This is a genomic window from Methylobacterium sp. GXF4, assembly GCF_000272495.1.
Taxonomy (GTDB): Bacteria; Pseudomonadota; Alphaproteobacteria; order Rhizobiales; family Beijerinckiaceae; genus Methylobacterium; species Methylobacterium brachiatum.
Genome location: NZ_AKFK01000104.1, coordinates 16,062 through 33,705, shown reverse-complemented (window position 1 = coordinate 33,705; position 17,644 = coordinate 16,062). Strand labels below are relative to the sequence as shown.

The window sequence follows — 17,644 nt, the reverse complement described above, 5'->3', positions numbered from 1 at the left end:
CGAACGATGGCGGCAGGACTGGCGGCGAATCTGACGAGCGAGGGCAACAGCGCCTTCGCGGCGATGCCCGGCCCGCAGCGCGCGGCCGCGCTGCTGCTCATGCTCGGCGAGGCCGAGGGCGCGCCGATCTGGCAGATGCTGGAGGAGGAAGAGGTCAAGAAGGTCAGCCACGCGATGGTCCAGCTCGGCACGCTGGAGGTCGCCACCGTCGAGCGGCTGATCATCGAGTTCGTGACGAAGCTCAGCAACAGCGGCGGCATCTCGTCGAACTTCGAGCGCACCGAGGCGCTGCTGCTGAAGATCTTCCCGTCCGATCAGGTCTCGCTGATCATGGCCGAGATCAAGGGCGCGTCGGGCAAGCGCGTCTGGGCCTCGATCGCCCAGGTCGATCCGGAGATCCTGGCCTCGTTCCTGCGCAACGAGTACCCGCAGACCGTGGCGGTGGTGCTGTCGCGGGTGCGGGCCGACTACGCCGCCAAGGTGCTCACCATCCTGCCCGAGGAATTCGCGATCGACGTCCTGAACCGGATGCTCCGCATGGAGACGGTGCAGAAGGAGGCCCTGCGCCACATCGAGGAGACCCTGCGGGTCGAGTTCGTCTCGACCATCGCCCAGACCCAGCGCCGCGACGCCCACGAGATGATGGCGGACGTGTTCAACGCCTTCGACCGGCAGACCGAGGGCCGGTTCCTCGCCGCCCTCGACCAGGCCAATCGCGGCTCGGCCAAGCGCATCCGCGAGCTGATGTTCACCTTCGAGGACCTGCTGAAGCTCGATCCGGGCAGCGTCCAGACCCTGCTGCGCGGTATCGACAATGAAACCCTGTGCCGGGCCCTGAAGGGCGCCAACGAGCCGACCCGGGCCTTCTTCATGCGGCAGATGTCGACCCGCGCGGCCAAGAACCTCACGGACGAGATGGCCTCCCTCGGCCCCGTCCGCCTCAAGGAGGTCGATGAGGCGCAGGCGAAGATGACCGAGATCGCCAAGGATCTGGCCGAGAAGGGCGAGATCATGATCGCCAAGAACAGCGCCGAGGAGGAGCTGGTCTATTGAACGTCTCGTCTCCCCAGATCGCGAAGCCGTTCCTGTTCGAGACCGACTTCCGCAGCCCGCGCCCGAGCGCGGCGGCCCAGCGCGCCGCCGAGGCGGCCGCCCGCGCGGAAGTCGAAGCCCATGCCCGCGGCGTGCAGGAGGGCCTGGTCCAGGCCGAGGCCCGGATCCAGGGCCGGCTCGCCGACGCGCTGAGCCACCTGGCCCAGGCCGCCACCGCCCTCCTCGCCCGGGCCGACGCGCACGATGCCGCGCGCGAGGCGCAGGCGGTCGAGGTCGCGGTGCTGATCGCCCGCAAGGTCGCCGGCGAGGCGCTCGATGCCGCCCCGCTCGCCAGCATCGGCGAGGCCGCCCGCACGGCGCTCCAGCACCTGCGCGGCGTGCCCCATCTCGTGGTCCGCGTGCATGACGGCCTCGTCGAGGACGCCGAGGCGCTGGTGAAGACGCTCGCCCGCGAGCGCGGCTACGAGGGCCGCCTCGTGGTGCTGGGCGATCCCGACATGCAGGCGGGCGACGCCCGCATCGAATGGGCCGACGGCGGGATCGTGCGCGAGCGCGCCCGCATCGAGGCCGCCGTCGCCGACGCCCTCGGCCTGCCCCCGACCCCGTAAGGAGCCCGGATGTCCGACGATTTCAGCCTGCCCCAGCTCGGCGACAACGATCCCGACTACGCCGCGGGCTCGATCCGGGACGCGCCCACCACCCCGAAGACCGCCGCCGACCTCGAGCAGCTGTTCGACGTGCCCGTGATGGTCTCGGCGGTGCTCGGCTCCTCCCGGATGCCGATCGGCGACCTGCTCCGCCTCGCCCCCGGCGCGGTGCTCGAACTCGACCGGAAGGTCGGCGAGGCGATCGACGTCTTCGTCAACAACCGGCTCGTCGCCCGCGGCGAGGTCGTCCTCGTCGAGGACCGGCTCGGGGTGACGATGACCGAGATCGTCAAGGGCGAATAGTTTTCTGGACCTGTGCCGGTAGCGCCCGCCCCGCTGAGGCGGCGCCCCATCGGCGCCACGACGTTTGAGAAGGACGAACCATGCGGCTCCTGATGATCGGGCGGCTCAACGGCGAGCTGATCACCGCCTCCAAGATCGCGATGCGGCGCGGCGCCTCCGTCACGCAGGCGGATGCCATCCCGCAGGGCCTCAACGTCCTGCGCGCCAAGGGCGCCGACCTGATCATGATCGACGTGTCGCTGGCGGTGCGCGACCTCGTCGACGCCCTGGAGGCCGAGCGCATCCGCACCCCGGTGGTGGCCTGCGGCGTCTCGGCCGACGCCCAGACCGCGGTCGCGGCGATCCGGGCCGGCGCCAAGGAATACATCCCGCTCCCGCCCGATCCCGAGCTGATCGCCGCGGTGCTCGAGGCGGTCGCCTCCGACCGTGCCGCCTTCGTCTGGCGCGATCCGTCGATGGAGCGGGTGGTCAAGCTCGCCGAGCAGGTCGCCCCGTCCGAGGCCTCGGTGCTGATCACCGGCGAGAGCGGCACCGGCAAGGAGGTGCTGGCGCGCCACGTCCACCTGAAGTCGAACCGGGCCAGCAAGCCGTTCGTCTCGGTCAATTGCGCGGCGATCCCCGAGGCCCTGCTCGAATCCGAGCTGTTCGGCCACGAGAAGGGCGCGTTCACCGGCGCGGTCGCCCGGCGCATCGGCCGGTTCGAGGAGGCCAATGGCGGCACGCTCCTGCTCGACGAGATCTCTGAGATGGATGTGCGCCTGCAGTCGAAGCTGCTGCGCGCCCTCCAGGAGCGGGTGATCGACCGGGTCGGCGGCACCGCGCCGGTGCGGGTCGATATCCGCGTGCTCGCGACCTCGAACCGCAACCTGATGGATGAGGTCCGCAAGGGCACGTTCCGGGAGGACCTGTTCTACCGGCTCAACGTCGTCGCGCTGAAGCTGCCGGCCCTGCGCGACCGGCCGGCCGACATCCTGGAACTCGCCGCCCATTTCGCGCGGAAATACGCCGAGGTGAACGGCGTGCCGGCCCGCCCGCTCAGCGCCGAGGCGCGGGCGCTGGTGCTGAAGAACCCCTGGCGCGGCAACGTCCGCGAGCTGGAGAACACCCTGCACCGGGCGGTGCTGCTGGCCTCCGGCCCCGAAATCGGCCCCGACGCGATCCTGTCCCCGGACGGCGAGTCGATCGCCACGGCGGGCCCGGCCGGCCGCGCCGTCCAGGCCGCCGAAGCCGCCACGCGTGGGCTGGTCGGCCGGACCGTGGCGCAGGTCGAGTGCGACCTGATCCTCGACACCCTCGACCATTGCCTCGGCAACCGCACCCATGCGGCCAAGATCCTCGGCATCTCGATCCGCACCCTGCGCAACAAGCTCAACGAGTACGTCTCGGCCGGCCTCGACGTGGCCGAGCCCGGCGCCGTCCGGGCGAGCGCGGCCTACGGGTAGGACGAGAGCGCCCGACGGCCTTCCCACCCATCTCCCTCATCCTGAGGCGGCGTAGCGAAGCGGCCGCACCTCAGGATGCGGGGGGTTTCTGGGATATCCGGCCGCTCCTGACTGAGCTGTCGGCGCACACGGGCGAATCGCCCCGGGCCGCGGCTCCGTCAGCGCCCGTTGCGGGACGCCTTGTTGGCCTCGTTCTGGGCCGCGAAGGCCGCGTCGAGTTTGCGCAGGGATTCGTAGCGGGCGACGTCGCCCTCGACGTCGCGGATCGTCTCCTCGACAAGGTGCCGCTGAAGCGCGACGCGCGGGTCGTCGGGGGGCAGCGCCTCGCGCTCCTGCAGGCGGAGCACGGCCTGCCGCACCACGGTGTAGACCGCTTCGCGCTCCGCCCGGCTCATCGAGGGCTGGATCGCCTTCGCGACGAGATCGGAGAAATCCGACATGGCGTGTTAGACTTCGCTCATCGATCGGGAGAGAGGCCCGGGGTGCCGGGTCGTCTCCCTCTACAGACCGCGCGGCGCGGGATCCAGACCCCGCCCCGCCGGCTCACATCCGCTGGTCGCGGATGCCGGCGATCAGGAGCGAGGACGAGCTCCAGAGCACGAAGAAGCAGAAGAACGCCACGATCAGGGTATGGCCCCGCTCGGGGTAGAGGCTGTCGGTCGGCAGGACCGGCGGCACGAAGGTCGCCAGGAAGATGTGCTGCTTGCTGGCCGAGATCCGGGCCCGGTCGAGCAGCATGTTGGCCGATTCCTCGAGCTTCTCGGCGATGGTCCGCTCGACCAGCAGGCCCTCGTACTGGAGCAGCGCCTCGGTCAGGTTGGCGCCGCCGCCCGCAGCCGCGCCGGCATTGGTCAGCTCGTCCTGCAGCGTCTTCATCTGCTGGTCGATGGCGGCGATGTTGGCAACCAGCGTCTGGATCGAGCGCGAGCGCTCATCCAGGTTTGAGCTGCGCAGGACCTGAAGATCGGTCTCGAGCTTGAGCCTCTCCTTGCGCAGGAGCGTCAGCGTGGTGAGCGTCCCCTCGGCGGTCTTGATCGGGTCGATCACGCCCCACTGGTTCCGGAAGCTCTGCACCCCGAGATGGGCCTTGCGCAGGCGCTCCTGGGCCACCGTTGCGTCCGCCTGGGCCTGCTTGACCATGTCGGCCTGGGCGCGCTTCGAGATGTCGTTGATGAGCGCCTCGGACCGGCTCACCACCTCGCGGGCGATGGTCAGGGCGTCCTCCGGCGTGAAGGCGCGCACAGACAGGCGGATCACGCCCGAGATCGAGTCGATATGCGCATCGACGTGCTTGCGCCAATATTTGGTCAGGTCCTCGATCGGGTCGCTCGGATCGAACCGGGCCCAGAAATCCGCCTCGGGCCGGGAGAACATCTTCGAGATGCCGATGCTCTTCTCCAGGGCCTCGACCAGCGTCTGGCTGGCGATATAGTCGCGGACGATGAAGCTGTCCTGGCTGTTGTGCTTCTGAATCAGGTTCGTGTACTGGCCGAGCGAGATGTTCTCCATCGGCTCGACGTTGCCGCGCACCGCGAACTGGGCCTCGGCGATGTACTGGTTGGAGGCGAAGGCGAACAGGTACAGGCCGACCACCAGGGTCGGCAGCAGCACGAACATCCCGACGCGGCGGATGATCCGCGCACCGTAGCTCGACGTGTCCTCCCGGCGACGGCCGAGACCGGGCAGCCGGGTCCAGTCGAGGCGCTCCCGCGCCGCGGCCACCAGCGCCCGGGCGCCGCGCTTCTCCGGCACCGGACGGATCGTCTCCGCGCCGTGGCGCAGCTCGGTCATCGTCGATGGGGCGAACGTCACGAGCTCGCTTTCGCGCGTGTCGTCCTTGACGTCGTCGAAGCTCATCCGCTCACTGTTCCTGGGTCTGCGCCGGATCCGCCACCGCGAAACCGGCCGGAGGACGGCCCGTGCGCAGCGCCGGAATCCCGTTCTTTTCGGCCCTTTTTAAGGCACCGCCCCTAGCCGCTGCCGCACCGCGGCGACGGGCAACGTAGCCGGCCCCGGTATCGCGCCGTACAATCTCCCGATGATGACACTCCCTCGCGTCGCCCCCGAACCCGGAGACCGCCCGGCCGGTCGCCCGGCCCGGACCCAGTCGGCCAAGACCAAGATCGCCGAGGTGGTGGTGGTCTGCACCAAATGCGCCAAGCGCCAGGGCCTGCGCCCGCGCGAAATCCGGGCGCTCCTGAAGGGTGCGGCCAAGCAGGCGGTCAAGGACGGGCTGCTCACCGGGCGGACCAAGCTCTGCATCGTCGAGTCGGGCTGCCTCGGGCCCTGCCCGAAACGCGCGGTGGCGGTGGCCACGGGCGCGAGCCTGGCGGAGGGCCGCGTCGTCCTGCTCGATCCCGATGCCGCCCCCCAGGAAGCCCTCGCCGCCGTGCTGCGCCCCGTGCTACCGCGGCGCCGCGCCCCCGAATTCGGCCCCAATACATCCCTAGCGGCGGTGCCACCTGCCGAATCGCCGCCGGCTGCTTGACTGGCGCAACCTGGAGCGCTCGCCCTTGCCCGCCATCTGGCGCACCTCATCCGCGGGCCGACCGTGAGCGGCGACCGCGACCCCCGGCCCCACCGGATCGGCCTCGCCGTGCTGCGCCGGCTGCCCCTGATCGGCACGCTGATCGGCCTCGGCCTGGCGGTCTGGCTCGTGGCGACCAACGATCTCTCGGCGGTGGCCGCGGCGTTCGGGCGGATCGGGCTCGTGGGCTTTGCCGGCGTCACGCTGGTCCGCGCCCTCGTGGTGCTGGCCTGCGGCTTCGCCTGGGCGCGCATCCTCGACGGGCTGTCGCCCGCCCCGGCCTCGGCCTGCCTGATCCTGCGCTTCGTGCGCGAGGGCATCAACGTGCTGCTGCCGGTGGCCTCGGTCGGCGGCGACGTGCTTGGGGCGCGGCTCCTGACCTTCTGGGGCGTGACCGGCACCCTGGCGGCGGCCTCCGTGCTCGCCGACATGCTGTTCCAGGTCGGCACGCTGGCGCTGTTTGCCGCCCTCGGCGCCGGCCTGCTGAGCCAGGTCGAGGGTCCGGCTGCCGCCGAGCTCGCCCACTGGACCCTGCGGACCCTCGCGGTGGCCGGCCTGGCGGTGGCGGCCTTCTTCGCCTTCCAGCGCACCGGGATCGTGCGCGTGGTCGAGGACCGCATCGCGGCCCTGGGCCGGCGTTTCGTGCGCGAGACGGAGGCCCGCCCGGAGCCGCCCCAGCGGATCCAGGGAGCGCTCGACACGGTCTGGGCGGCGGAACGGCGCGGCCGGCTCGTCCAGTCCTTCGCCCTGCACGCGCTCGCCTGGCTGCTCGGCGCCGCCGAGGTCGCGGTCGTGCTCACCTGCATCGGCGTCGAGAGCATCAGCCTTTCGGAAATCCTGGTGATCGAGGCGCTGAGCCAGGCGATCAAGGCCGCGGCCTTCCTGGTGCCGAGCGGGCTCGGCGTGCAGGAGGGCGGCCTCGTCCTGGTCTGCGGCCTGTTCGGGATCGATGCCGGCACGGCGATCGCCCTCTCGCTCGCCCGGCGCGTCCCCGATGTCGTCCTCGGCCTGCCGGCGCTGCTGGTCTGGCAGAACCTCGAGGCGCGGCGCACGGGCGTGCGCCCGGCCACACCCAGCTGCGACCGCCCGTGACCCCGATGCCCGTGACGACGAACGCGCCGACAGGCCGCCCGGTCGGGACCCGCCGCGTCCCGATCCTCGCCGCGCTGATCGGCACCCTGCTGGGTGCCGGACCGGCCCTGGCCCAGAGCCTCAGCGTCGATCTCGGCGCGGGCGGGACGACCGAGCGGGCGCTCCAGCTCGTCGCGCTGATCACCGTCCTGGCGGTGGCGCCCTCGGTGCTGGTGATGGCCACCGCCTTCACCCGGATCGTCGTCGTGCTCTCGATCCTGCGCTCGGCGCTCGGCACCCAGACGGCACCGCCGACCGCGGTGATCGTCAGCCTGGCGCTGTTCCTGACCGCCTTCGTAATGGCCCCCACCGGCCGGGCGGCCTACAGCGCCGGGATCGAGCCCCTGGTCGCAGGCCGGATCACCCAGGCCCAGGCCTTCGAGCGGGCCTCGGCGCCGTTCAAGACGTTCATGCTCAAGAATGTGCGCGAGAAGGACCTGAAGTTGTTCCTCGATCTGGCCAAGGTGCCGGTGCCGAAGGGGCCGGAGGATGTCGGCCTCGAGATCGTGACCCCCGCCTTCATGATCTCGGAGCTGCGCCGCGCCTTCGAGATCGGGTTCCTGCTGTTCATCCCGTTCCTGATCATCGACCTCGTGGTCGCGTCGGTGCTGATGGCGGTGGGCATGATGATGGTGCCGCCCGCCACCGTCGCCCTGCCGTTCAAACTGATCTTCTTCGTGCTGGTCGACGGCTGGACCTTGGTGGCCGGATCGCTGGTCCAGAGCTACGGCGGATAGATTCACTTAGGCAAGTCTATAGAGTTTCGAAGGGCGTTTTAACTCAGGTTTAGCAATCTCTCGCTAACAGAGCGCATGTTCTTCATGCGCCACTACGTTCGCGATCGAGGAGGGGCGGCAGCGGTCGAGTTCGCGCTGGTCGCGATGCTGTTCATCCTGAGCCTTCTGTTCATCATGACCGTGGCCACGATCCTGTTCATCAATCAGGCGCTGGACTACGCCACGACCCGCGCGGCCCGGCAGATCCTCACCGGCGCCGCCCAGGCGAACGCCCTCGATCAGGCCAGCTTCAAGGCCTCGCTGTGCGGCAACCTGCCGGCGACGCTGAAATGCAGCAACCTCATCGTCAACCTGTACGTGGTGCCGCCCGGGAGCTCATCCAGCGGTTACTACACCTACGTGAAGTCCGATCTCAGCGGCCTGGCGATCCCGCCGCTGACCCCGGGTTCCGGCCAGTACACCCTCGGCACTCGCGGGCAGTTCCAGTATCTCCTGGTGATCTACCCGATCACCTTCCTGCCCTCCGCCTTCGCGTCGATGCTCGGCGGCGGCGCGACCTTCAACGGTGCCCCGGCCTACCTGACGGTCTCGACGGCGGCGTTCCGCAACGAGCTGTTCTGATGGCGCCCGGGATGCTCGGAGCATCGTCCCGTAAGGCGCGCCCCGGCTTCCGGGATGATGCGGATCGACAGGCTCGTGCAGCCTGCCGGTTCCGGGCGGCGCGCTTCCTGCGGGACAGGCGGGCGGTCTCGGCGATCGAGTTCGCCCTGATCCTGCCGGTGCTGCTGATCCTGATGCTCGCCGGGACCCAGCTCGTCACCTACGTCAATGCCAGCCGCAAGGTCGGGCTGGTCGCCCAGTCGATCAGCCAGATGATCTCGCAGGCGATGCCGCCGGCGGGCTCGACGGTGGCGACCGTCAACGCCACCGACCTGCATTTCAGCTTCGATTCCGCGCTCGTCCTGTTCCCGTACCTGATGAAGGACGGGCCGCGGCAGGGCCTGCAATGGTGGCAGGACATCGCCATCACCTACGCCGCCGTGGCGTTCACCCAGACGGCGTCGAACTGCACCGGCGGCGACCTGAGCGCCTGCTACACGGGTGCCGTCGTGTGGACGAGTTCGGGAACGACCGGGGGGAATTACCGGCCTTGCACGGTCCCCCAGTTCCCGGCCGCCGATACCGCCCCGCCGAGCCGCACGACGCTGCCGCGCTCGGTGTTCGGGCCCGGCTCGATCGTCGCGGTCGACGTGGTCTTCAACTTCAAGCCGACTTTCGGCGCGCGGTTCATCCCCGCAGTGCGGATCGCCCGCTCGATGTACGTGCAGCCGCGCTACGCCACGCTGGTCAATTTCGACCCGGCGGGCAACGATGGGATCGCCGTGAAATGCCCGGGTTTCTGAACCGCGCGCGCCGCCTCGTCGCCCGGGCGGCACCCATTGCCGAAGCGTGCTCCGGCAACGTGACGATCCTGTTCGCCCTGAGCCTGCTGCCGATGGTCGGCCTGATCGGCTACGGGGTCGATTACGGCGTGGCGATCACTGACAAGGCCAAGCTCGACGCCGCCGCGGACGCGGCCGCCGTCGCCGCGGTGGCCACCGCCAAGGCCTACATTGCCGCCAATCCGGGCCAGGCGAACGTCACCGCCAACGCCATCGCGGCCGGTATCGCCCAGGCCTCGAAAGCCTTCACGGTCAATGCCGGCACCGTGCCGTTCGCCCAGGTGCAGCTTCAGACGCCGCAACTGGAGCGCACCAGCCAGACCCTCAGGTCGACGGTCGTCTACAGCGCCACGGTGAAGAACAATTTCGGCCAGATCTTCCGGACCCCGACCACGACCTTCTCCAACACGGTCAAGGCTTCGGCCGACCTCGCGAGCTATCTCGATTTCTACCTGCTCCTGGACGTGTCGGGCTCGATGGGCCTGCCGGCGACGACGACCGGGATGAGCAAGCTCGCAAGCCAGAACAACGACATGAGTAACGACTACAAGCAGGGCTGCCAGTTCGCCTGCCATTACCCGGGCAACAACGGCTGGAACTTGGCCGCCGGCAAGATCCAGTTGCGCTCGGACGCCGTCAACAACGCGGTCTGCTCGCTAATCCAGCGGGCCGCCAATCCGTCCGTGACCAGCCAGTATCGCGTCGGCCTGTACCCGTTCATCAACCAGCTTGGCACGCTGGCCGACATCAACAGCTCGATCGCGACCCTGAACACCGCCGCCCAATGCGCCCAGTCCTGGCCCCTCGCCCTGACCGGCCTGCTCGATACCGGAACGACCCAGCTCTACACAAACAACGACCCGAGCACCGGCATCGGCTCCGGCGGCACGCATTTCGAGGTCGTCCTGCCGCAGATGAAGACCACCATCACCAATGCCGGCGGGTTCGGCGACGGCTCCAGCATCAGCGCCCGCAAGCCGTTCGTGTTCCTGATCACCGACGGGATGCAGAACGGCCAGCACTATTATATCTACAAGAACAACAAGTACTACTACCCGGGCAACCCATCCAAGTTCTCGGGCTACGGCAGCGCCGACTTCGATACGTCGACGCCCTCGCAGATCGATCCGTCGCTGTGCACGGCGCTGAAGAGTGCCGGGGCGACGATCTCGATCCTGTACATCCCCTACAACATCATCAGCTTCAAAGATTACGGCGGGATCGTCGCCGGAGAGAACAAGAAGGTGAATGCCTTCAGCCCGACCCTGGCGACGCCCCTGCAGAATTGCGCCTCGCCGGGGTATTTCTACACGGCCAACAGCCCGGACGACATCACGAACGCGCTCACCGCGATGTTCGACAAGGCGCTGCAGGTCGCGCGGCTGACGCAGTGAGGGCTGATTTCTCCAAGTCACCCTCACCGTCATGGCGCGCGCAGCGAAGCAACCTGGGGAAGCGACACCTTCGGAGATCGCGCGCCGGGCTGGGTTGCATCGCTACGCTCGCAATGACGGGTGGAGCGATTGAGGCTTAGGATCAGGCCTCGACGATGCGCACGTCCGAAAACCCTTCGCCGATCGCAGGCGGCTCGAACAGGCGCGCGACCGAGCGGATGCTCGCCTCCGGGACGATCCGGTCCGGCGGCCGCTGCCGGTTCCGCTCCAGGGCAAGGTCGAGCGGCACGCGGATCCAGACGGCCTCGACAGGAACGCCGTGGTTGCGCGCGATGGCGATGAGCGGCGCCCGGTGCCGCGCCCCGGGAAGGGCGGCATCGACGTAGACGCGGCCGGCATCGTCGTCCTGCCTGGCGATCCACGTCGATTTGCCCGCGCCCTGCAAGCCGCAGACGATCACGACCCGCGCGATGCCCCCGCCCGCCAGAGCCCGGTCCAGCGCCGCATAGGCCAGGCGCCACGCCTCGGCGTTGCGCTCCGGCGTCCAGTGGCGGCCGGATCCGGTCTCGAGGAAGCTGTCGGGGTCGATCACCAGGGCCATGGCGCGGCTCAGCCCGGCGGCGTGCCCGGGGTCTCGACGCTGCTCTGGCGCTCGGCCGCCGCCGCCGCGCCGCGCTCGGGCAAGGCGGTCTCGGGGTAGCGCTTGCGGTACTCGGCCAGGAAGGCCGACAGGGTCTCGGCCTTGGTGGCGCGGGCCGCGATCGCGCGGAATTCCGGCGTCTTCGTCGGGTTGGCGCCGGTGAGCAGTGCGAAGCTGCGGGCGTCCGGGCTCTCGGCCATCGCCTCCGAGAACTTGGCCTTCAGCCGCTCCAGCCCGATCGCCTCGCCGGCGAGGTCGTAGGCGATCGCGGCGCGGATGGCGTCGGCCCGGGCCTGCTCGTCCAGGGGCCGGCCGGCGCGCCAGGCATCGCCCAGCAGCGCCTCGTGCGACTCGCCGGCCTCGCGCCAGCGGCGGGCGCCCCAGTAGATGTCGGCCCGCAGGCGCTCGATATCCGAGCCGGTCTCGCCCTCGATCGTCTCCAGGGCGAGGTCGGTGCGGGTGAGGTCCGACAGGGCGCGGGCGCGGACCAGGGCGCGGGCGCGGGTCAGCTCGCCGGGCAGCTCGGGCAGGTTGGTGGCGTCGAGCACCTGTAGCGCCCGCATCGGCTTGTCGTCCATCAGCCGGATCGTGGCGAGCCGGGCCGCCACGGCGGAGCGGGCCGGGCCGGTGAGCCGGTTGTCGATCTGGTACTGGAGCAGGTCGGCGGCCGAATCCAGCAGGTCCAGCCCGACCAGCCGGTCGGCCAGCCGGCGCACCACTTCGTCGCCGCGCCGGCCGATCGGGGCCAGTTCGCGGAAGTCGAAATACAGCGCCACCGCGTCGACCCCGGAGAGCGTGTCGCCCTTGTCGGTCAGGTAGAGGTTCTCGAAGGCGGTCCGCACCTCGCGGGCGAGCGCCTGGGTGGCCGGGTCGTTCGGCGCGTAGGCGTTGGCCCGGCGCAGGACCGTGAAGGCGTCGCGCCAGCGTCCGGCGCCGAGATAGAGCCGCGCCAGGCCGACCGAGATGCCGGTCTCGGTCGGGCCGCCGTGCCAGGTCATGCCCAGCCGCTCCAGCCGGTCGAGCGCCGCATCCGGCTCGAGCTTGCCGGAGGCGCGGGCGAGCAGCGTGCCGCGCAGCTGCGCCTCGGCCGCCACCGGCCGCTGGCCGACCTGCTCCAGGCGGGTATAGGCGTCGAGCGCCGCATCGACCTGTCCGGTCGCCTCCGAGACCCGGGCGCGGACTAGGGCCAGCCGGTCGCGGATCCAGGTCGGCAGGCCGGGTGCGTCCTCGGCCCGGGCCGCGGCGGTCTCGGCATCGCCGTTCTCGATCGCGGCCTCCGCGGCCCCGGCGCGGATCTGCTGGGCGAGGTCCGGGGGGTAGCTGTCGGCGATCGGCAGCGCCTTGAGGAAGCCGGCCTCGGCCGACTTCCAGTCGCCCAGCCCGGCAGACGCCATCGCGCGCCACAGGGCCGCTTCCGGATCGGCGGCGAGCTGGGGCACCGACAGGGCCTTCAGGGCCTCGGCGTTGCGGCCGCTGCGCGCGAGCGCCAGGCCGCGCAGGATCGCGACGTCGCGCTGGGTGGCCAGCAGCGGATCCTCGGCGGCCGCCGCCTCGAGAACCGCGAGGCCCTCGGGGTCGAAGCCGTTGGCGATGTTGGCGCGGGCGAGCGCCAGGCGCGCCGGGCCGCGCTCGGCCGGCGGCACCATCGCGGCGGTGTCGGCGAGCGTCCGCAGGGTCTCGCGCACGTTCCCGGCCCGCGCCTGCTCCCAGGGCTGGCGCGCCACCGCGAGGGTGCCGGCCTCGGCCAGGGCGGGGTCGGCCCTGCGGGGCGCCGTGGAGGCGGCGAGCCCGCCCTCCCGGCCGATCGTCACCGCGTCGAGCTGGGGGCGGACCGCGAGGTCGTCGGCGCCCGCCAGCACCGCGAGGCCGTGCCGGCTCGGCAGGATCTCGAAATCCACGAAGCGGCGGCTCTTCGGATTGCCCACGGCGCGCCGCGCCGCCGAGGTGACCACCGCGATGCGCTCGCCGTCGCGGTCGAGCCAGGTGACCGATCCGGGCCGGGGCAGCGCCAGGGCGACGGTGATCCGGCCCGACGGGTCCGGCTTGCGGACCGGGTCGAGGGTGTCGCTCGGGCTCAGCGTATCGCCGGCCGACAGCTCCCAGGCCGAGCCGGTCCCGGTGGTGACGGCGGCGAGATCGACCAGCCGGCCCGGCGGCACCGCGAAGCGCAGGACCGTGACCGGCCCGATCCGCGTCGGCGATCCGACCGGGGTCAGGCCCTGGCGGCCCGCCGGCACGGTCACGGGCTCGGCACTCTCGAACACCAGGGTGGCGATGCCGCCGCGCTCGAACAGGGCGGCGGGCGGCAGGGTCTGGAACGGGAAGACCAGGCCGGCGCCGGCCTGGCGCTTCGGCGGTGCGTCGGGCGCAGCCTCCGGGACGGGCGGCGATTCGGCCGTCCGGACGGGGGCCGGGACCGGCGTGGCCGGCCTGGCGGCGTCCGGCTCGACCGGGCCGGGCACCTCGGCGGCCTTGGACTTGGCGCCCTGGGGCGGCGTGCGGGGCACGACGTCGATCGTGTAGGCCCCGTCCTCGCGCTCCGTGGTGAGGGTGAAGCCTTCGGCGGGCGTCACCAGGATGCTGGCCGAGCCCTCGTCGGATTCGGTGGCGAGCTTGGCGATGCCGGGCCGCGGGCGGCCGCGGGCCTCGTTCGAATCGATCGTCCAGGCGCCGGCCACGCGCAGGCGGGTGGTCGGGCCCTCGGCGGCCACGGTCGCCACCACGTCATCGGGCAGGCGCAGCGACAGGCGCGTCAGGGTCGGCAGCCGGGCGAGTTCCAGCGCCAGGGGCTTGCGCACCGGCGGGAGCGTGCGCGCCTTCAGCGCCTCCTCGGCGATCCGCGCCCGGCGGGCGAGTTCGGCCACCACCTCGGGGGGCAGCGGCGGCGGCAGTCCCGACCATCCCTCCGGCAGCAGGTCGACGAACACGCGCTCGCCGGCGGGCTGGACATTGGCCCGGAACGGCCGCTGCAGGGCGACCCGCAGGCCGGACCCGTCGGGATCGCGCCGCACCATGGACACGAAGGCCGGCATCTCCTCGGCGAGATGCTCGGGACCGGGCGCGACCCGCTCGCCGTAGCCGAGCAGCAGGATGCCGCCCGCGAGCTTCGCCTTGACGGTGACCGGCTTGTCGAAGGTGAGCACGATCCGCCCGTAGCCGCCGGGGCCGGTGCCGGCCTCGCTGCCCTTGGCGCCGATCAGCCGCGCGGCGAGCGCCGGATCGATCGCCCCCAGGAGGGCGAGCGCGGGCAGCGACACGCGCAGCAGGGCGCCGCCGTATCGGCCGATCCGGGATCGCCTGCCCTCCGAGCCCATCGCCTCGCCGATCCGATCCCGGCGCGCGGCCCGCCCGGGCCACGGCGCCCGGCGCCACACATGGAGGCATCCTGCGGCATCGCGGCTAACGCTGGCTTAACCGTAAGCCGGGGATTGGCGGGATCGCGGCCCGGACGGCCTCAGCCGCTGAGGGCGACGGCCCGGTCGAGGGCCTGCGGGAAGCCTTCGAGGGGCACCGTGATGGTGGCCGGCTCGCTGCCGCTCGCCTTCTGGCCGGTCACGAACAGCTTCTTGGCGTTGCGCATGCCGTCGAGCGCCACGGTCGGGAAGCCGATCGACACCAGGCAGCCGTCGGAGACGCACATCGTGTAGGGGGCGCCCTTGCCGAGAACCTGCTCGTCGAGCTTGAAGGTCACGCCGGCCTCGATGGAGAGACCGAAGGGCATCAGCACGAAGCCTTCCGAGCGGCCGTCATTCGGGGCCTGCAGTTCCACGCCGAACTTGCGGCGCCCGGTCTGCGAATCACCCTGGGACTGGGCGACGATGCAGGTCACCTTGTCGTTCGGGCGGGTGCAGGTCATCGTCCAGTCGCCGTAGCTCTCGGTGACCATGCTGGCGCCGGTGGGCCAGGGCGCGTGCGATGCGGCCGGCGCGGCGGCGGCGGCCGGCTTGGCCGCAGGCTTCGGCGCGGGCGGCTTCGGCTTGGGTTTGGGTTTGGGCTTGGCTTTGGCCGGCGCGTCGCTGGCGGCCGGCGCTTCGGGCTCGGCATCCTGGGCACGCGGCGACGCGAACGGAACGGCAAGCAGCAGCGTCGCGATCAGGTTGAGGCGAACGACCGCTCGTAACGTCGACATGGAATCACGATCCCCCGGGGCCATTTGACGGCAAAGCCGCCTAACGTCCCAATCGGGGTGAGGCAATCGCCCGGCGACGCAGGTCCGCGCTGCCGTGACGTCTCAGAGCGGGCTCGGTCCGCCGGCGGCCAGCGCGAGGGCGCAGCGGCGGGCGAAGGCGGTCTCGGCCCCGTTGCGCACGGCGCGCGCCAGGGTGAAGGCCAGGGTGAGGATGCCGGGATCGCGGTCGGCGGTCTCGGCGACCGGGCCGGGGATGCGGGTGGCGATGAAAGCGAGCATGACGACTCCGAGGATCAGGATCCCGGACGTTTCCTCGGCCCCGATCGGCTTGTTGATCTTGTCGGAAGGCCTTTGCTGCATTGCAATATGAGCCATGCGGATGTCGCCTGCCACTCGTCGCTGCGCGCGGGCCACATGCGCTGCGAACATGCTGCCGCCGGAGCGCTATCAAGGACGCCTTAACCGTCCATGCTGCAGCGCAGTTGACCGCCGGCGGGGGAGCCGCCATTGAGCGGCCTTCTCGACGACGGGAATCGACGAACGCGCTGGCGCAGGCCGCGCGGCGCGTGCTCTGTCGCCCCACTGTCACACGCGCGCCATAACCCGCCCGCGAGCCTCAAGAGCGGACCTCAGGCGTCCGCCAGACAAGGACCTATCGCATGACCGACCAGCCGACCCGTCACCCGATCCATGGCCGCATCAGCGGTCCCATCGTGATGATCGGCTTCGGCTCGATCGGCCGGGGCACGCTGCCCCTGATCGAGCGGCACTTCGAATACGACCGCGCCCGCTTCACCGTGATCGATCCGGTCGACACGCATCGGGCGCTCGCCGAGAAGCACGGCCTGCGCTTCGAGAAGGTGGCGCTGACCCCGGAGAACCTGCGCACCGTGCTCACGCCGCTCCTCACCGAGGGCGGCGGCCAAGGCTTCTGCGTGAACCTCTCGGTCGACACCTCGTCGCGGGCGATCATGGAGCTGTGCCGCGAGCTCGGCGCCCTCTACATCGACACCGTGGCCGAGCCCTGGCCGGGCTTCTACTTCGACAAGAGCCGCGGCCAGGGCGACCGCACCAACTACGCCCTGCGCCAGGACATCCTCGACGCCCGCGCCCAGAAGCCGGGCGGCACCACGGCGGTCTCCTGCTGCGGCGCCAATCCCGGCATGGTCTCGTGGTTCGTCAAGCAGGCGCTCCTGAACATCGCCAAGGATACCGGCGTCACCGCGCCCGAGCCCAAGTCCCGCGCCGAGTGGGCCGCCCTGATGAAGACCCTGGGCGTGAAGGGCGTGCACATCGCCGAGCGCGACACCCAGCGCGCCAAGAACCCCAAGCCCCGGGGCGTGTTCGTCAACACCTGGTCGGTCGAGGGCTTCGTCTCGGAGGGCAACCAGCCGGCCGAGCTCGGCTGGGGCACCCACGAGACCTGGAAGCCCGCCAATGCCCGCGAGCAGGAGAAGGGCTCGCGCTGCGCGATCTACCTGCTGCAGCCGGGCGCCGACACCCGCGTGCGCACCTGGGTGCCCACCGCCGGCCCGCAATTCGGCTTCCTGGTGACCCACAACGAGGCGATCTCGATCGCCGACTACTACACGGTGCGCGAGGGCGATCAGGCGGTGTTCCGGCCAACCTGCCACTACGCCTACCACCCGGCCAACGACGCCGTGCTCTCGCTCCACGAGATGTTCGGCAACGCCGCCAAGGTGCAGGAGCAGCACCACATCCTCGACGAGAACGAGATCGTCGACGGCATCGACGAGCTCGGCGTGCTGGTCTACGGCCACGCCAAGAACGCCTACTGGTACGGCTCGCAGCTCTCCATCGAGGAGACCCGGCGGATCGCCCCCTACCAGAACGCCACCGGCCTGCAGGTGACCTCGGCGGTGCTCGCCGGCATGGTCTGGGCCCTGGAGAACCCGGAGGCCGGCATCGTCGAGGCCGACGAGATGGATTTCCGGCGCTGCCTGGAGGTCCAGACCCCGTATCTCGGCCCGGTCGTCGGCGTGTACACCGACTGGACCCCGCTCACCGACCGCCCGGGCCTGTTCCCGGAGGATATCGACACCAGCGACCCCTGGCAGTTCCGCAACGTGCTCGTGCACGCCTGAGGCCGGCCGGGCCGGCGGATCATACCGCCGGCCCAACCTTGCTTTCGGCAACACCCTGTCTCAAGCTTAGCCGTCTCGACGGAGGGTGCAGGAC

Annotated in this window: 17 protein-coding genes; 11 read left to right on the top strand and 6 right to left on the bottom strand. The window is 70.9% G+C overall.

All coding sequences use genetic code 11. The annotated features are described in order from the left end of the window. The first annotated feature begins 6 nt into the window (after window positions 1-6). The 4 genes from WYO_RS27830 (at window position 7) to WYO_RS27815 (ending at window position 3,445) form a co-directional block, all read left to right on the top strand. Window positions 7-1,053 (top strand): flagellar motor switch protein FliG, encoded by a 1,047-nt coding sequence (locus WYO_RS27830; protein ID WP_007569072.1) that lies wholly within the window; start codon window positions 7-9, stop codon window positions 1,051-1,053. Then, entirely contained in the window at window positions 1,050-1,661 is a 612-nt protein-coding gene (locus WYO_RS27825) for a FliH/SctL family protein (protein WP_007569070.1), read from the top strand. The genes WYO_RS27830 and WYO_RS27825 overlap by 4 nt, the downstream gene beginning before the upstream one ends. A gap of 9 nt (window positions 1,662-1,670) precedes the next feature. After that, window positions 1,671-2,003: a flagellar motor switch protein FliN gene (fliN, locus tag WYO_RS27820; RefSeq protein WP_007569068.1), complete on the top strand. Its 333-nt coding sequence runs from the start codon at window positions 1,671-1,673 to the stop codon at window positions 2,001-2,003. Between the two features lie 80 nt (window positions 2,004-2,083). Beyond that, entirely contained in the window at window positions 2,084-3,445 is a 1,362-nt protein-coding gene (locus tag WYO_RS27815; RefSeq protein WP_007569066.1) for a sigma-54 dependent transcriptional regulator, read from the top strand. Window positions 3,446-3,603: 158 nt separating this feature from the next. Here the strand turns inward: WYO_RS27815 and WYO_RS27810 are convergent, their stop codons facing one another. After that, entirely contained in the window at window positions 3,604-3,885 is a 282-nt protein-coding gene (locus WYO_RS27810) for a hypothetical protein (protein WP_007569064.1), read from the bottom strand. Between the two features lie 103 nt (window positions 3,886-3,988). Next, window positions 3,989-5,302: a hypothetical protein gene (locus WYO_RS27805; RefSeq protein ID WP_007569063.1), complete on the bottom strand. Its 1,314-nt coding sequence runs from the start codon at window positions 5,300-5,302 to the stop codon at window positions 3,989-3,991. 181 nt (window positions 5,303-5,483) lie between these two features. Here WYO_RS27805 and WYO_RS27800 point away from each other — a divergent pair, with 181 nt between their 5' ends. The 6 genes from WYO_RS27800 (at window position 5,484) to WYO_RS27775 (ending at window position 10,676) form a co-directional block, all read left to right on the top strand. Continuing rightward, window positions 5,484-5,933, top strand: a complete 450-nt coding sequence (locus WYO_RS27800; protein ID WP_007569061.1) for a hypothetical protein — start codon at window positions 5,484-5,486, stop codon at window positions 5,931-5,933. A 63-nt stretch (window positions 5,934-5,996) separates the two neighbouring features. Further along, window positions 5,997-7,064, top strand: a complete 1,068-nt coding sequence (locus WYO_RS27795; RefSeq protein ID WP_007569059.1) for a flippase-like domain-containing protein — start codon at window positions 5,997-5,999, stop codon at window positions 7,062-7,064. 5 nt (window positions 7,065-7,069) lie between these two features. Continuing rightward, a complete protein-coding gene (gene fliP, locus WYO_RS27790; RefSeq protein ID WP_007569057.1) occupies window positions 7,070-7,840 on the top strand; it encodes a flagellar type III secretion system pore protein FliP in 771 nt (256 codons plus the stop codon). Between the two features lie 84 nt (window positions 7,841-7,924). Beyond that, the gene (locus WYO_RS27785; RefSeq protein ID WP_007569055.1) at window positions 7,925-8,461 is read left to right on the top strand and encodes a TadE/TadG family type IV pilus assembly protein; all 537 of its coding nucleotides are present in this window, start codon (window positions 7,925-7,927) and stop codon (window positions 8,459-8,461) included. Next, complete coding sequence (locus WYO_RS27780) at window positions 8,461-9,243, top strand: TadE/TadG family type IV pilus assembly protein (RefSeq protein ID WP_007569054.1); 783 nt, start codon at window positions 8,461-8,463, stop codon at window positions 9,241-9,243. Before WYO_RS27785 ends, WYO_RS27780 begins: the two co-directional genes overlap by 1 nt. Beyond that, a complete protein-coding gene (locus tag WYO_RS27775; RefSeq protein ID WP_007569052.1) occupies window positions 9,228-10,676 on the top strand; it encodes a pilus assembly protein TadG-related protein in 1,449 nt (482 codons plus the stop codon). Before WYO_RS27780 ends, WYO_RS27775 begins: the two co-directional genes overlap by 16 nt. Before the next feature lie 142 nt (window positions 10,677-10,818). Here WYO_RS27775 and WYO_RS27770 read toward each other — a convergent pair whose 3' ends face one another. From WYO_RS27770 to WYO_RS27755, 4 genes are all read right to left on the bottom strand, one after another. Continuing rightward, entirely contained in the window at window positions 10,819-11,277 is a 459-nt protein-coding gene (locus WYO_RS27770; RefSeq protein WP_007569049.1) for an AAA family ATPase, read from the bottom strand. 8 nt (window positions 11,278-11,285) lie between these two features. After that, window positions 11,286-14,690, bottom strand: coding sequence for a hypothetical protein (locus WYO_RS27765; protein ID WP_244424340.1), 3,405 nt, complete (start codon window positions 14,688-14,690; stop codon window positions 11,286-11,288). A gap of 80 nt (window positions 14,691-14,770) precedes the next feature. Further along, on the bottom strand, window positions 14,771-15,445 hold the full coding sequence (locus WYO_RS27760; protein WP_007569045.1) for an invasion associated locus B family protein: 675 nt from the start codon (window positions 15,443-15,445) through the stop codon (window positions 14,771-14,773). A 102-nt stretch (window positions 15,446-15,547) separates the two neighbouring features. Further along, on the bottom strand, window positions 15,548-15,820 hold the full coding sequence (locus WYO_RS27755; protein WP_007569043.1) for a hypothetical protein: 273 nt from the start codon (window positions 15,818-15,820) through the stop codon (window positions 15,548-15,550). A 284-nt stretch (window positions 15,821-16,104) separates the two neighbouring features. On the opposite strand from WYO_RS27755, the gene WYO_RS27750 reads away from it, so the two are divergent. After that, the gene (locus tag WYO_RS27750) at window positions 16,105-17,550 is read left to right on the top strand and encodes a homospermidine synthase (protein WP_007569042.1); all 1,446 of its coding nucleotides are present in this window, start codon (window positions 16,105-16,107) and stop codon (window positions 17,548-17,550) included. Window positions 17,551-17,644 lie beyond the last annotated feature (94 nt).

Excerpts from the sequence above, each read along its gene's own strand:
- WYO_RS27830 (WP_007569072.1), top strand. The coding sequence starts at position 7 with ATGGCGGCAGGACTGGCGGCGAATCTGACGAGCGAGGGCAACAGCGCC.
- fliN (WP_007569068.1), top strand. The coding sequence starts at position 1,671 with ATGTCCGACGATTTCAGCCTGCCCCAGCTCGGCGACAACGATCCCGAC.
- WYO_RS27815 (WP_007569066.1), top strand. The coding sequence starts at position 2,084 with ATGCGGCTCCTGATGATCGGGCGGCTCAACGGCGAGCTGATCACCGCC.
- WYO_RS27810 (WP_007569064.1), bottom strand. The coding sequence starts at position 3,885 with ATGTCGGATTTCTCCGATCTCGTCGCGAAGGCGATCCAGCCCTCGATG.
- WYO_RS27805 (WP_007569063.1), bottom strand. The coding sequence starts at position 5,302 with ATGAGCTTCGACGACGTCAAGGACGACACGCGCGAAAGCGAGCTCGTG.
- WYO_RS27800 (WP_007569061.1), top strand. The coding sequence starts at position 5,484 with ATGATGACACTCCCTCGCGTCGCCCCCGAACCCGGAGACCGCCCGGCC.
- fliP (WP_007569057.1), top strand. The coding sequence starts at position 7,070 with ATGCCCGTGACGACGAACGCGCCGACAGGCCGCCCGGTCGGGACCCGC.
- WYO_RS27785 (WP_007569055.1), top strand. The coding sequence starts at position 7,925 with ATGCGCCACTACGTTCGCGATCGAGGAGGGGCGGCAGCGGTCGAGTTC.
- WYO_RS27780 (WP_007569054.1), top strand. The coding sequence starts at position 8,461 with ATGGCGCCCGGGATGCTCGGAGCATCGTCCCGTAAGGCGCGCCCCGGC.
- WYO_RS27775 (WP_007569052.1), top strand. The coding sequence starts at position 9,228 with ATGCCCGGGTTTCTGAACCGCGCGCGCCGCCTCGTCGCCCGGGCGGCA.
- WYO_RS27770 (WP_007569049.1), bottom strand. The coding sequence starts at position 11,277 with ATGGCCCTGGTGATCGACCCCGACAGCTTCCTCGAGACCGGATCCGGC.
- WYO_RS27760 (WP_007569045.1), bottom strand. The coding sequence starts at position 15,445 with ATGTCGACGTTACGAGCGGTCGTTCGCCTCAACCTGATCGCGACGCTG.
- WYO_RS27755 (WP_007569043.1), bottom strand. The coding sequence starts at position 15,820 with ATGGCTCATATTGCAATGCAGCAAAGGCCTTCCGACAAGATCAACAAG.
- WYO_RS27750 (WP_007569042.1), top strand. The coding sequence starts at position 16,105 with ATGACCGACCAGCCGACCCGTCACCCGATCCATGGCCGCATCAGCGGT.